Raw genomic sequence first — 12,890 nt, forward strand, 5'->3', positions numbered from 1 at the left:
GTGGCCGTTGTCCGGGCTCCCGTGCGAGGTGTGGCGGCCACCCGCGAGGGCTCGGGTCGTTCTCGCACACCGGCCCGAACAGCGTGGCCGTTGTTCGGGCTCCCGTGCGAGGAGACGGGTAGACCAGCGTCAGGACACGCGCACGGCACGCTCCGAGGCGAGCACCGCATCGGTGATGCGTTCGGCGTCGTCCGTGATCAGCACGGCCACCCCGTCGAGCCAGGCGTCGACCGCCGTCAGGAGCGCGTCGGCCAGGTCGAGCGACGGATCCAGCGCTCGGGTACGGCCCGGCTCGGCGGCGCCCCGGCGCGACCGGTGCAGTTCCACGGGCCTGCCGTCCCGGCACAGTCGAAGCCGGTCCGTCGCCGGTTCCCCGGCGAAACCGTCACCGAACGCGCGCACGATGGCGGCGTAGTCGAGGGTGTCGGCGGGCAGTTCGCCCGGGTAGGCGAGGTCGAGGGTGCCGAGCGCGACGACGACGTCGTACTCCGCGCGCACCGAGCCCGCGGCGGCCGGTGCCACATCGACGTGGACGGTCACCGCGTCGTCGTCCGTCCCCGTGTGCAGCAGGGCACCGGCCTGCCAGCCGCCCAACGCGAGGGCCATGGTCCGCCAGTGCACCGGCAGGGCGAGCCGGATCGCGGTGCCGGGCTCCACGTCGCACTCCTCGACCAGCAGGTTCGCCGTCTTGGCCGCCCAGTTCAGCAGCACCGCGCCGGAGAGCTCGACCCGCTCGCCCTCAGGCCCGTACCAGATCAGCCGGGGCGCCGACCCGGCCACCGTGAGCGACCGCTCGAGATCGCTGAACCGTGGGCTCGGGGTGGTCTCGGTCGGGGTGGTCATGGTCGTCCTTCCTGTCGATACCGGCTGCGCGAGACCATTCTGTCGCAGGAGCGGGCACCGGGGGTCGGCTCCGCCGGGCCTCGCGATACGCTGGGGCCGCCGGGAATGGAGCGCGAGGTCCCGACTTCCGCGGGCGAGTTCCGGGGCCTCTTCTCGACCTCCGACCGTGGCCGGAGTCGGGCGACACGCCCGAGGGAAGAGGACACGCCGCGACCGCCTCGAATTCCCCCGCACGGCTTGACGTCGATGTGCTTACACGCGTGTAATTAGGCATCGGCCGAGCGGCCGGAGAGACGAACATCACACCGGCCGGAGGTCTCAGCCAGCCGACCGGTGGAGGTCCTCCGAAGCGCCCGGCCCGGGGGGCCAGACGGTCTTCTGTCCGAGCAGCAACCAGCAGACCGAGCAGACGAGGAGCACCAGTGGGAGCAGCGGAGCAGACGCAGAAGCGCTATCTGGCCGCGGATACCGCCAGCCGACACGGAGCCCGAGCCGTCCCCGACGACTGGTACGTCGATCCCGCCGACCCGGACGCGTCACGCCGGTACCGGGAGCACACGCAGCGGTCCCTCGAGGACGCTGCGACCGCGTTCCTGGCCGAACACGAGGCGTTCGAGGGATCCGCGGTCACGGCGCTCGCCGGCGCCCCGGCCGCGGCGCCCGTGCACGCCCCCGACCCCACGGGCGCCCGGCAGCTCAGCCCCGCCATCTGGATCGGGCTGCCGGGCACGTCCCCCGACCCCGCGGACGACGGTGAGCTTTCCTGGCAGGCCGACGCCCTCTGCGCGCAGACCGACCCGGAGGCCTTCTTCCCGGAGAAGGGCGGCTCGACCCGGGACGCCAAGAAGGTCTGCGGCGCCTGCACCGTTCGTGCCCAGTGCCTGGAGTACGCCCTCGAGAACGACGAGCGATTCGGCATCTGGGGCGGTATGTCCGAGCGTGAGCGTCGACGCCTGCGCAGACGCGTCGTCTGACCGGGGGCGTGCATGTCACCGCCGTCCTCGTCGCCCATGACGGCGAGCGGTATCTCCGCCGGACCCTCGCCGGCCTGAACGCGCAGCGGCGCCCCCTCGACGCCGTCGTGGCGGTCGACACCGGGTCCACCGACCTGACCCTCGACCTGTTGCGCGCGGGCCTGCCCACCGGCTCCCGGCTGGTGCGCACGGATCCCGGGACCGCGTTCTCCGCCGCGGTCGTCCGGGCCCTGGCGGACACGGACGGCCGGCTCGGCGCACCGGGGCCCGCGCGGTCCCGCTGGATCTGGCTGCTGCACGACGACGGCGCCCCCGACCCGGACGCCCTCGCCCGGCTGCTGACCGCGGTGGAGACCGCCCCGTCGGTCACCGTCGCCGGCTGCAAGCAGGTGCACTGGGACGACCCCCGCGCGCTCCTGGACGTCGGCCTGCACGCGAGCCGATGGATCGAACGCCTGACCCTGATCGCCCCGGACGAGCAGGACCAGGGACAGCACGACGCGGCGAGCGACGTGTTCGCCGTCAACACCGCCGGCATGCTGATCCGCCGGGACGTGTGGGACGCCCTGAGCGGCTTCGACCCGGCGCTGCCGGCCGGGGCCGAGGACCTGGACCTGTGCTGGCGCAACCGGCTCGCCGGGCACCGCGTCGTCGTCGTGCCCGGAGCGCGGGTCCAGCACGCCGCCGACCGTGGCGCAAGCCGACCCCGCCGCGAGCAGGCCCGACGGCGGCGTGCCCAGGTCCACCTGCGCCTCACGCACGCACCGGCGCCGCGGCTGCCGTTCACGGCGCTCGGCGCGCTGTTGGGCAGCCTGTGGACGCTGATCGTCAGCCTGCTCGCCAAGGACCCCGGCTACGGGGTGACCGAGGCGGTCGCCACCGTCGCGGCGCTGGGCCGTCCGTTCGTCCTGCGTCGCTCGCGCCGGCGGGCGGAGGCGAGCCGCCGGGTCTCCCGCTCCGTCGTCCGGCCCCTGCTCACCCCCGGCCGGGAGGTCCGCGCCCACCGTCGCGCCCGTGCGGATGCCGTCACCGGGACCGTCGTCGGGGACGGCACCGGCGCCTCCGACGGCACGCCGGAGGCGACCGGTGACACCGTCGGCCGGGACGACTTCACGTCCATCGCGACGGCCGCACGCAACGGCAGCACCGCCGCGGTGCTGCTCGCCCTGGCGCTCACATCGGCTGCGGGGGTGATCGCCTACGCCCCGTTCCTCGCCGGACCCGCGGTGGCCGGTGGCGCGCTCCTGCCGCTGGCGTCGAGTCTGGGCACGGTCCTGGCCCACGCCTCCTCGTGGTGGTCGACGCTGGGAGCGGGCTGGCCCGCCGTGCCGGAACCCTTCACCCTGCTGCTCGCCGGACTCGCCGTGCTCGGGGGTGGCAACGGGTCGATGGTCGTCGCCTGGCTGTTCCCGCTCGCGTTCGCGCTCAGCGCGCTGACCGCGTGGTTCGCCGTCGGCGCGGTCACCGCCCGTCGGTCCGTCCGCTTCTGGGCGGCGCTGGGGTACGCGGCCGTACCGGCGCTGCAGACCGCCCTCGGGGCCGGCAGGCTCGGCGCCGTGCTCGCGCACGTGCTGCTCCCGCTCGCCGTGCTCGGCCTGATCCGGGCGGTCGGCTCCGCCCGCACGCACCGGATCGACGTGCGCGGCCGGGTGCGCGCGGTCGGGCACCTTCCCCGCGCCGGCACCGGCGGCGCCCCCTCCTGGGCTGCCGCGGCCGCAGCCGGCCTCACCGGCGCCGCGGTCACCGCCTCCGCGCCAGTGCTGCTGCCGGCGCTGATCGCCGGTGTCCTCGTCCTCGTCGCCGTCCTGGGCCGGCGGGGCCGGACGCTCGGCTGGTCCCTGCTGCCGTCGCTGGTCCTCGTCGCCCCGGTCCTGGCGGACCGGCTGTCCAGCGTGGCGACCAGCGCGTCGGCGGGGGACGTCGGTGCGCTGTTCCGGAGCATCCTGGCGGACCCGGGCGTGCCGCTCGGCGCCGAGCCCGCCCCCCTCTGGCAACAGCTGCTGGGCTTTCCCGAGCGGCTGCCCCTGGACGCCGCCGTGGCACCGCTGCCGACCGGGCCGTGGGTGCTGGTCGGGGCCCTGCTGGTCGGGGTGCCGGCGCTCGCGCTCGCCGTGGCCGCCCTGTTCACGGCTCCGCGTCGCGCGGCCACCGCCCGTGGCGCCTGGCTGGCCGTGCTGGCCGGGCTGGGGACCGGTGCGCTGGCATCCGTCCTGGTCACCGGCGTCGCCGGGGACGGCACCGTCGTCGGACCCTACGCGGGGCCCGCCGTGTCCCTGACCGCCCTCGGGTTGCTGATCGCCGCCGCCGCCGGGATCGAGGCGTGGACCGTGCACCGCCGGGACCGCCCCGACGTCGCCACCGGTACACCGTTCGGGCGGGCCGGACGGATCACGGGCGTGCTGATGTGCACGGTGCTGTGCGTGGCACCGTTGACGGGGCTCGCCCTGTTCACGGCGAGCCGGGTCGAGGGCGGCCCGGCCGAGCTGGTGGCCCTGACCGGCCGGGACGACGTCGTCGGCACGGTTCCGGTCCGGTCCCTGCCGGCCACCGCGGCGGACCGGGGGACCGGGCCGGACCGGTCCCGGACGCTGGTCCTGGACGTCGCCGAGGGCCGCGACCCGACCGCGTCCCTGGTCAGCGGCACGGGCACGACGGCGGACGCGCTCTCGTCCACCGTGGCCGGCTCGGCCGGTGGAGCGGGACCCGGAGCCGGGACGGACCGAGTGGCCGCCGTGGTCCGCCGGTCCGCCGCCACGGTGCTCGCGGCCAACGGCGTCGATCCGGCCGCGGATCTGGAGTCCCTCGGCGCCGCCTTCGTCGTCCTGCGCGGTGGGGACAGCGCCGCGGACCTGCTGGCGGCCCGCATCGACACGGTCCCGGGCCTGGTGGCCGTCGGCCGCACCGACAGCGGCTGGCTGTGGCGGGTCGCCCCGGCCGCCGTCGTCGCCGGCAAGGCGACCGTGGTGAGCCGAGCGCGGCTCGTCGACGCCCGGGGCGCGACGCTGATGTACCTGCCCACGACCGGGGACGGGACGGTGGCGCAACTGCCGCCGGGCCCCGCCGGGCGCCGCGTGGTCCTGGCCGAACGCGCCGACCCGTACTGGGCGGCAACGGTCGACGGGGCTCGGGTCGACGGGGCTCGGGTCGACGGAACCGCGTCCGGCACCGGCACCGGCGGGTCGGCGTGGGCGCAGTCCTTTTCGGTCCCCGCCGACGGGGGCCGGTTCCAGGCCCAGTACCGCCAGCCCGCGGCCCCGTGGTGGGCCGCGGCGCAGGGCGCCGTGCTGCTGATCACCGTGCTGCTCGCGCTGCCGCTGCGGATGCCGCGGCGGCTGACCCCGCACTGGCAGCAGTCCGAGCCCGTCCTGCGCCGGGCCGGATCGCGGCCGGGATCGACCGCTGCCGTCGTCGCGGCCAGGCACACGACGCCGACCGCACCGGATGCCGAGCGATCCGGGCAGGCGCACCGTGACCGGGACGGAGCCTCGCGTGTCTGAACCCTCCACCGGTCCGCGGGTGGCCGGCCCCTCGACGGCGGGTGCCCCGATTCCGGTCTCCCGCAGTCGACGGGTCCTCTCGCTGACCGCCTCGGTCGCGCTGCTCGCCGCCGCCGGCTCCCTCGTGGCCGTTCCCGCCCTGAACCCGGGCGCCGCGCCGGCCGCGGATGCCCGCACGGTACCCGCTCCCGCGGTGGCCGTGCCGGCCGCCGGGACGACCACGGTCTGCCCCGGTGCACCCCGCCTGCTCACCGTCGGCGCCGGCGGTGACCCCCGGTTCAGCCCGGTCTCGGCCAGTGCCCGTACGACGGTCGCCGCCGTCGTGCGCAGCACCAGCACCGGCCTGATCGGCGGCACCGCACTGGAACCGCTCGCCGGTCGGGGTCCGGTGGCCACCGTGGCTCGGCCGACCCCGGCGACGGCGGCTCCGGGTGGCCTCCGGGCCGCCGCCCGGACCGGCGTCGGCGTCTCGGTTCCCACGGTGCTGCGCGCCGCCCCGGTGGGGCAGGCCCCCACCGCGGCGGCCGCGGCGCTGGGTTACCGCGCCGACGACGGCGACCTGCGCGGTCTGGCCGCCGCGAGTTGTCAGCGCCCCGGCAACGATCTGTGGCTGCTCGGCGCCTCCACCACGGGCGGGCGCACCGCGATCCTGACCGTGCACAATCCCGGCACCAGCCCCGCTACCGTGCGCCTCGATCTGGCGGGCGGCGGCGGGCCGATCACGGCGACCGGCGGCCGGGAACTGCTGGTCGGTGCCGGGGCCAGCCGCTCCGTCGTCCTCGCGGGCCTGGCCCCCGGCGAGGCCGAACTCGGCGTGCGGGTGCGCAGTCGCGGCGCCCCGGTCGCCGCGGTCATCCAGCAGAGCGTGCTGCGTGGGCTGACCCCCGGCGGCGTCGAGTACCTGACCCCGGTGCCGGGTCCCGCACTGAGCCGGACGGTACCCGGAGTGCTCCTCCAGTCCCCGGCCGCCACGGCGGCTCTGCGCCGCACGGTCCCCGACGCGGTGCCCGTCCTGCAGCTAGCGGTGCCTGGAGATGCCGAGGCCACGGTGCGGGTGCAGGCGCAGGGCCCGGCCGGCGCGGTCACGATCGGCAGCGCCGGCATCGTCCGGGCACGCGCCGGAGCGGTCACGACGGTCGACCTCGGGTCGCTGCCGGCCGGAACGTGGGGCCTGACGGTGCGGTCCGACGTCGCGGTCACCGCCGGGGTGCGGACCGTCCGCGGCGATTCCGCGCGCCGGCCGGTGGACATCGCCGAGGCGGGCGCCGCCGACCGGCTCGGGCAGGACGTGGTGCTTCCGGTCGTCCCCGTGGGAACGGCGCGGCTGGCGCTGACCGCGCCGGGGGAAGCGGCCACGGTCACGATCCGACCGGTCACCGGCAACGGCGGGTTCGGGCCGGCGCGCACGGTCCGCGTGGGCGCCGGCCGGACCGTCGTGACCGACCCACGGCAGGGTGCGTCGAACGCGGCGGCGGTGCGGCTGCAGTCCGACGGAGGTGCGGTGTACGCCGCCCAGGTCACCACCGCGGGAGCCACCGGGATCGCGGTCGCCGCCGTGCCGGAGCCGGACGAGGACGTCCGGCGGATCTCGCTGCGGATCGTGCCCTGATGCCCCCGGCCGCCCGACAGGTCCGCTGCGGTCCCGCGCGGGGGTGGAGGAGCCTACTCGAACCGGCCGTAGTGCGGGTCGACGGCCTCGGGGTCCCAGTGCAGCCACGAGGCGACCAGTTCGACGATGGCGTCGTGCACGGCGTCGGGCAGGGGAATGTCGCGACCGGCGAACTGTTCGACCACCCGCCGGAACACGACGACGACGACCCGGCCGTCCCGGTCCTCGAGCCGTCCCATCGGGATGCCGCCGTCGGCCAGCAACTCGCCCGTGTCCCGGGCCCGCAACTGTTCCAGGTCGTCGGGGATCTGCTGCACGGCGAAGGTCACCGCGTCCAGCGCCGGCCGGTGCAGCCGCTGCAGGCGTCGAGCCGAGTCCAGCACGGCGTCGTCGAACACGTCGGCCCGGGTGCGGCGCGCGGGGACGCCGAGCGGCAGTGGCGCGCCGCGCATGCCGCGACCGTGCCGGTTCCGGCGGCGGCGCGGAGACGGACGGAACCCGCCCGGGGCGCCCTCGGCGGGGACCGGGGGAACGAACGACGGGCCGACGCTGTCGTGCATGGCAGAACTCTAGTCCGTCTGCTCGGCGACGCGCCGGAGCGCGCGTCGCCCGGTGACCGGAACGGGCGGGGCGGTGCCCGTGAAGCGGGGGAGCCGGGAGTAGGCTGAGGGATCGTGGGATCCTCCAGACTGTGCACCCGGACCGCCTGCGGCCAGCCGGCGGTCGCGACGTTGACCTACGTGTACGCGGATTCCACCGTGGTGCTCGGACCGCTCGCGATCTACCCGGAGCCGCACTGCTACGACCTGTGCGGTGACCACGCGCAGCGGCTCACCGCTCCCCGGGGGTGGGAGGTGGTGCGGCTGCACACTCCGCAAGCCGGGCCCGTCGACGACCTGGCCGCACTGGCGGACATCGTCCGGCGGCCCCGCGCCGACCCCGCGTCCCAGCCCCCGTCCGGTCCGCGCGAATCCGGGGCGGCCCCGTCCGGCCAGCGCGAGGCCGGCCAGCCGCTCGACGCGCCGTCCGCCACCGGCGTCCGCCGCGGCCACCTGCGCATCCTGCGCGAACAACAGCCCTGACCGCAGGCACCCACCGGCCGGACCACCGGACCGACCTAACCCGGACGGTCCCGCACATCATCTCGCACCGACACCCACAACCCCGGCCGCACGCAGGCCCCACGGACGCCCCGCCCGTTCCCCAGGAGGAGGACCCCATGACCCTCGACCACCAGGTTGCCGACCTGTCCCTCGCCGTCGCCGGCCGCCACCAGATCCGGCTCGCCGAGCACGAGATGCCCGGGCTGATGGCCCTGCGCGCCGAATACGGCCCCACCCAGCCGCTGGCGGGCGCGCGGATCGCCGGCTCCCTGCACATGACCGTGCAGACCGCCGTTCTGATCGAGACCCTGACCGCGCTCGGCGCCGAGGTCCGCTGGGCCAGCTGCAACATCTTCTCCACCCAGGACGAGGCCGCCGCCGCCATTGCGGTCGGCACCGGTACGCCGGAGGACCCGCAGGGCGTGCCCGTGTTCGCGTGGAAGAACGAGACGCTGCCCGAGTACTGGTGGGCGGCGTCGAAGATCTTCGATTTCACCGACGAGAACGGGCAGCCGATCGGGCCGACGATGATCCTGGACGACGGTGGTGACGCGACCCTGCTCGTGCACCGCGGCGTCGAGTTCGAGGCCGCCGGCGCCGTGCCGCCCGCGCCGGCGGAGGGCGACGCCGACTACACCGCCGAGTACGCCGTCGTCCTGGACACCCTGCGCCAGAGTCTCGCCACTGACCCGCAGCGCTGGACGAGGATCGCCGCGAGTCTGCGCGGCGTCTCCGAGGAGACCACCACGGGGGTGCACCGGCTGTACCAGCTCGCCGCCCGCGACCAGTTGCTGTTCCCGGCCATCAACGTCAACGACTCGGTGACCAAGAGCAAGTTCGACAACCGGTACGGCATCCGGCACTCCCTGCCCGACGGCATCAACCGGGCGACGGACGTGCTGATCGGCGGCAAGGTCGCCGTCGTCTGCGGGTATGGCGACGTGGGCAAGGGCGCCGCCGAGGCATTGCGCGGCCAGGGCGCCCGCGTCATCGTCACCGAGATCGACCCGATCTGTGCGCTGCAGGCCGCGATGGACGGCTACCAGGTGGCCACGCTCGACGACGTCGCCGGTAGCGGGGACATCTTCATCACCACTACCGGCAACCGCGACGTCATTCGCGCCCGGCACATGGTGGCGATGAAGGACAAGGCGATCGTCGGGAACATCGGTCACTTCGACAACGAGATCGACATGGCCGGCCTGGCCCGCGTGCCCGGCATCGAGCGCGTCGAGATCAAGCCGCAGGTGCACGAGTGGATCTTCCCGGAGGCCTCCGAGACCGCGCAGACCACGGCCACCGAGGGCGGCGAGCGGCGCAGCATCATCGTGCTGTCCGAGGGCCGGCTGCTGAACCTGGGCAACGCCACCGGTCACCCGAGCTTCGTGATGAGCGCCTCCTTCACCAACCAGGTGCTGGCGCAGATCGAGCTGTACACCACCGATGTTGATGCCGACGGCGAGCCCGGGGTGCACGTGCTCCCCAAGGTGCTCGACGAGAAGGTCGCCCGACTGCATCTGGAGGCCCTGGGCGTCGAGCTGACTGAGTTGAGCAAGGACCAAGCCGAATACCTCGACGTCGACGTCGCCGGCCCGTACAAGTCCGAGCAGTACCGGTACTGAGCGGGGCTGAGCGGACCGCCGCGCCCCGGCCCCGATCCGCTTGCCGTGGCGAGTAGCCTCGAGGGGAGGAAACGCCGATCCCCTCCCCGCGCGTCGTGTCGTGGCCGGTCGGGGAAGCGAATCGGCATCGAACGAGTCCGCACCGGACGATCCGGCAGACAACGAGGAGACCCGTGAGCAGCAGGACACCGCGACCCGAGGACGAGTATCCGCCCCTGGACACCGACGACGGTGGCCGCTACATCCCCACGTCGCGGGAGTTGGCCGACCAGTACGTCCGGGGCCGCACGGCGCGCACCGGGGACCTGGATGGCCGCTCCGGTGCCGCCGAGTCCGGCAGCGGTGAAGAGGGGGCCGGATCCGCCGGCGGGGCCGCTCCCGGGGGCGCGTCGGTTCGGTGGGAAGCGGGTGCGGATGGGTCCGGCGAGCAGGGCGGCGTGCGAGTGACCGAGCCCGTCTCCCTTGTCGACGCCGCCGCCGGTGGGGGCGCTGCAGCCGCCGGTGGGAACGATACCGCCGGTGACGGTGCGGAAAGGAAGCGGGAGCGCGTCGACCACGCGACGGCCATGGACGACTGGGACCGCGAGTTCGGCGGTGCGGAGGACCGGCAGCAGCACGGTGCCGGTGCCAGGGTCGGGTCGGGCATCGTCGAGACGGACGCCCGCAGCGACGCCGGGGGAGCCGTCGGCGCCACGACGATCGACCGCCGCACCGCCGCAGGCCACGCCTCGCCCGACGGGGAGGTCCCCGCCCCGCTGGGGGCGACCGCCGTGGCCGCCACGAGCGGTCGCACCGACACGGATGCAGGCGTCAGCTCGGCCGGAGCCCGGGACGCCCGCACCGCCGGTCCCGTCGACGCCGCCGACACCGCCGACGAAGCCCGTGCCGTCGGCACCTCCGAAACCGCCGGGGCCGACACCGTCGAGGCCGACGAGGAGGCCCGCCGCCGGGCGACCCGTCGTGACGCCGCCCTCGGGAGCAAGCCCGCCGCCGGACGCTTCTGGCAGGTCGTGCTCGGGATCACGTTCCCCATCGTGCTCCTTGCCGCGGCCGTCCGCACCGTCGCCTCACCGCTGTTCCTCTGGGTCGAGTACAACCGGCCCGGTTTCCCGGCCGACCCGTACGGATTCACCGCCGACGACAGACTGACCTGGGGCTCGGCCGTCGAGGACTACGTCAACAACTTCGCCAACCCGCGCTATCTGTCCCAGTTGCCCGGCAAGGACGGTGGCTCGCTGCTGACCGAGGGGGAGGTCAGCCACATGGTGGACGTCAAGTCCGTCATCGGCGTCTCCTACATCGTGGCCGCCGTCCTGCTCGTGCTCGGTCTGATCGCCGTCATCTATCTCGCCAAGCGGTACCACGGCGGCGTCCGGCGTGGCCTGTTCGCCGGCTCCGCGTTCATCCTGGTCGTCGTCGTCGCCCTGGCGGTGTTCGCCGTACTCGACTGGAGCCTGTTCTTCACCATGTTCCACCGGGTGTTCTTCGCCCAGGGCAACTGGACGTTCTATGAGAACGATGCCCTGATCCGGCTGTTCCCGACGCAGTTCTGGATCGACGCGGGCATCGTCATCGGCGCCATCGTCATCGTCGTCAGCGCGCTCACGCTGATCCTGACCTGGCCCACGCGGCGTCGGCGTGAGCGGTCCCGGGCGGCGCAGGAGGCACTGCGCCGGTCGATGGCCGATCAAGAGGAGCCGCTCGCCGGCTGACCGTCGCACGGCGTCCACCGCAACGACGAAAGACCCGCCACGTGATCACGGTGGCGAGTCTTCCGTCGCTTCTCCGTGTCGAGGAGCTTTGGGCAGGTGCTAGTTTGATTGGTAGTCAGGCCGCCTCACGGCCGACGTGACTGGAACCACGAAGCTGGATATCCGGCGGCACCATGGTCATAGGCTGGTGCCCGATTCCGGCTGTGCCGACTAAGGAGCACCCGCGATGGAGCTGTACGCGATGGCGTCCCTTGCGTTGGTGGCTGGTGTGGTGTCCTTCACTGCCCCGTGCACTCTGCCGATACTTCCGGGTTACATCTCCTACATCTCCGGGATGTCGGAGACCGATGCACCCAATCCCCGCAGGGTGCTTGTGGGTGCTGTGCTCTTCCTGCTCGGCTTCTCCACGGTCTTCGTCGCCCTCGGGGTCACCGCATCCGGCTTGGGGCTGATGCTCGCTCAGAACAAGCGGCCGCTGGAACTCGCCGGCGGTGCCTTCATCATTGTGATGGGTCTCGTCGCGGCTGGTGTGCTGCGCATCCCGCTGCTGCAGCGTCAGGCCCGATTCGACCTCTCCAGACTCGGCCGGGGACCACGCTCGGCTGCTCCACTAGGCGCAGCCTTCGCCTTCGGCTGGACACCCTGCATCGGTCCGGTGCTCGCCGGAGTACTGGTGACGGCCGCGAGCACCGCCACGATGGTGCAGGGTGCCGTGCTGCTCGCAGCCTACTCGCTCGGGCTTGGCCTGCCGTTCCTCGGGCTCGCCGTCGCAGTGGCCCGGGGCCGGGTCAGGATCGGCTGGCTGCGGCGACACACACGGAAGCTGGAGATCTTCGGCGGGATCGTGCTCGTCGCCATGGGTCTCGCGGTGATGAGCGGCCAGTGGACCCAGTGGATGAGCACGATGCTGCGCTGGTACGCCAGCGTCGGATGGCCGCCGATCTGAACCCTGGGGGCCTACTTACTCGCCCGGTCCTTCTTGCACCGGCGCAGTGGTCACCGACGGGTCAGGCGTTCCGCCGACCAGCATCTTGTCCAGTACCCCGGAGAGCAGCGGAAGCGTGGACCCTCCCGTGATCTTCGCGGCGATTCTGCCCTTTTTGTCGATGAAGAACGTCTCCGGAATCCCGAACACGCCGAAATCGATCGCCAGCCGCGACCCGGGGTCGGTGAGGTAGAGGTAGCCTTCGCCCCGACCGAGCTCATCCAGGAAACTGACCGCGTTCGGCTTCGTGTCCTGGTACACCACACCCACGAACTTCACGCCGGCGTCGCGGTACGCTGCTGCAGCCGCCACCAATGCGGAATGCTCCTCGCGGCAGGCCACACACCATGACGCCCAGAAGTTGACCACCACGATCTGACCGCGCAGGTCGCTCAGCGAGACCGACTTGTCCCGCTCCAGATAGGGGAGCGTGCGGCTGGGAACGGGCTCGCCGATCAAGGGTGTGTCCACCAACGTGGGATCCTGGTTGAGTCGCGCTCCGAAGACCGCCCCGAGGCCGACCGCCATCACGATGACCAGCGTGC

At 73.8% G+C, this 12,890-nt stretch carries 10 protein-coding genes; 7 read left to right on the top strand and 3 right to left on the bottom strand.

Translation table 11 applies throughout. The annotated features are described in order from the left end of the window. Positions 1 to 129: 129 nt before the first annotated feature. Positions 130 to 843, bottom strand: a complete 714-nt coding sequence (locus BKD30_RS10625; protein WP_083956312.1) for a TIGR03089 family protein — start codon at positions 841 to 843, stop codon at positions 130 to 132. Between the two features lie 422 nt (positions 844 to 1,265). Between BKD30_RS10625 and BKD30_RS16955 the strand changes: the two genes are divergently transcribed. Genes BKD30_RS16955 through BKD30_RS10640 form a run of 3 tightly spaced genes read left to right on the top strand, consistent with a single transcriptional unit; the run spans position 1,266 to position 6,923 of the window. After that, positions 1,266 to 1,817 (top strand): WhiB family transcriptional regulator, encoded by a 552-nt coding sequence (locus BKD30_RS16955; protein ID WP_076704524.1) that lies wholly within the window; start codon positions 1,266 to 1,268, stop codon positions 1,815 to 1,817. A gap of 8 nt (positions 1,818 to 1,825) precedes the next feature. Then, positions 1,826 to 5,314, top strand: a complete 3,489-nt coding sequence (locus BKD30_RS10635; protein ID WP_076704525.1) for a glycosyltransferase family 2 protein — start codon at positions 1,826 to 1,828, stop codon at positions 5,312 to 5,314. Then, the gene (locus BKD30_RS10640; protein WP_076704526.1) at positions 5,307 to 6,923 is read left to right on the top strand and encodes a DUF5719 family protein; all 1,617 of its coding nucleotides are present in this window, start codon (positions 5,307 to 5,309) and stop codon (positions 6,921 to 6,923) included. The genes BKD30_RS10635 and BKD30_RS10640 overlap by 8 nt, the downstream gene beginning before the upstream one ends. A 53-nt stretch (positions 6,924 to 6,976) precedes the next feature. Here the strand turns inward: BKD30_RS10640 and BKD30_RS10645 are convergent, their stop codons facing one another. Beyond that, entirely contained in the window at positions 6,977 to 7,483 is a 507-nt protein-coding gene (locus BKD30_RS10645; protein WP_076704527.1) for a hypothetical protein, read from the bottom strand. Between the two features lie 114 nt (positions 7,484 to 7,597). On the opposite strand from BKD30_RS10645, the gene BKD30_RS10650 reads away from it, so the two are divergent. From BKD30_RS10650 to BKD30_RS10665, 4 genes are all read left to right on the top strand, one after another. Next, positions 7,598 to 8,005: a DUF3499 domain-containing protein gene (locus BKD30_RS10650; RefSeq protein ID WP_076704529.1), complete on the top strand. Its 408-nt coding sequence runs from the start codon at positions 7,598 to 7,600 to the stop codon at positions 8,003 to 8,005. A 137-nt stretch (positions 8,006 to 8,142) separates the two neighbouring features. Then, complete coding sequence (ahcY, locus tag BKD30_RS10655; protein ID WP_076704530.1) at positions 8,143 to 9,648, top strand: adenosylhomocysteinase; 1,506 nt, start codon at positions 8,143 to 8,145, stop codon at positions 9,646 to 9,648. A 173-nt stretch (positions 9,649 to 9,821) separates the two neighbouring features. Then, complete coding sequence (locus tag BKD30_RS10660; RefSeq protein ID WP_076704531.1) at positions 9,822 to 11,360, top strand: TIGR01906 family membrane protein; 1,539 nt, start codon at positions 9,822 to 9,824, stop codon at positions 11,358 to 11,360. 226 nt (positions 11,361 to 11,586) lie between these two features. After that, positions 11,587 to 12,306 (top strand): cytochrome c biogenesis CcdA family protein, encoded by a 720-nt coding sequence (locus BKD30_RS10665; protein WP_076704532.1) that lies wholly within the window; start codon positions 11,587 to 11,589, stop codon positions 12,304 to 12,306. A 15-nt stretch (positions 12,307 to 12,321) separates the two neighbouring features. Here BKD30_RS10665 and BKD30_RS10670 read toward each other — a convergent pair whose 3' ends face one another. Beyond that, on the bottom strand, positions 12,322 to 12,873 hold the full coding sequence (locus BKD30_RS10670; protein ID WP_083956314.1) for a TlpA family protein disulfide reductase: 552 nt from the start codon (positions 12,871 to 12,873) through the stop codon (positions 12,322 to 12,324). Positions 12,874 to 12,890: the final 17 nt, after the last annotated feature.

It is taken from the genome of Tersicoccus phoenicis, from assembly GCF_001968835.1.
GTDB classification, from domain to species: domain Bacteria; phylum Actinomycetota; class Actinomycetes; order Actinomycetales; family Micrococcaceae; genus Tersicoccus; species Tersicoccus phoenicis.

Coding starts and splice junctions, on each gene's coding strand:
- BKD30_RS10645 (WP_076704527.1), bottom strand. CDS start 7,483: ATGCACGACAGCGTCGGCCCGTCGTTCGTTCCCCCGGTCCCCGCCGAG.
- BKD30_RS10670 (WP_083956314.1), bottom strand. CDS start 12,873: ATGGCGGTCGGCCTCGGGGCGGTCTTCGGAGCGCGACTCAACCAGGAT.
- ahcY (WP_076704530.1), top strand. CDS start 8,143: ATGACCCTCGACCACCAGGTTGCCGACCTGTCCCTCGCCGTCGCCGGC.
- BKD30_RS10625 (WP_083956312.1), bottom strand. CDS start 843: ATGACCACCCCGACCGAGACCACCCCGAGCCCACGGTTCAGCGATCTC.
- BKD30_RS10665 (WP_076704532.1), top strand. CDS start 11,587: ATGGAGCTGTACGCGATGGCGTCCCTTGCGTTGGTGGCTGGTGTGGTG.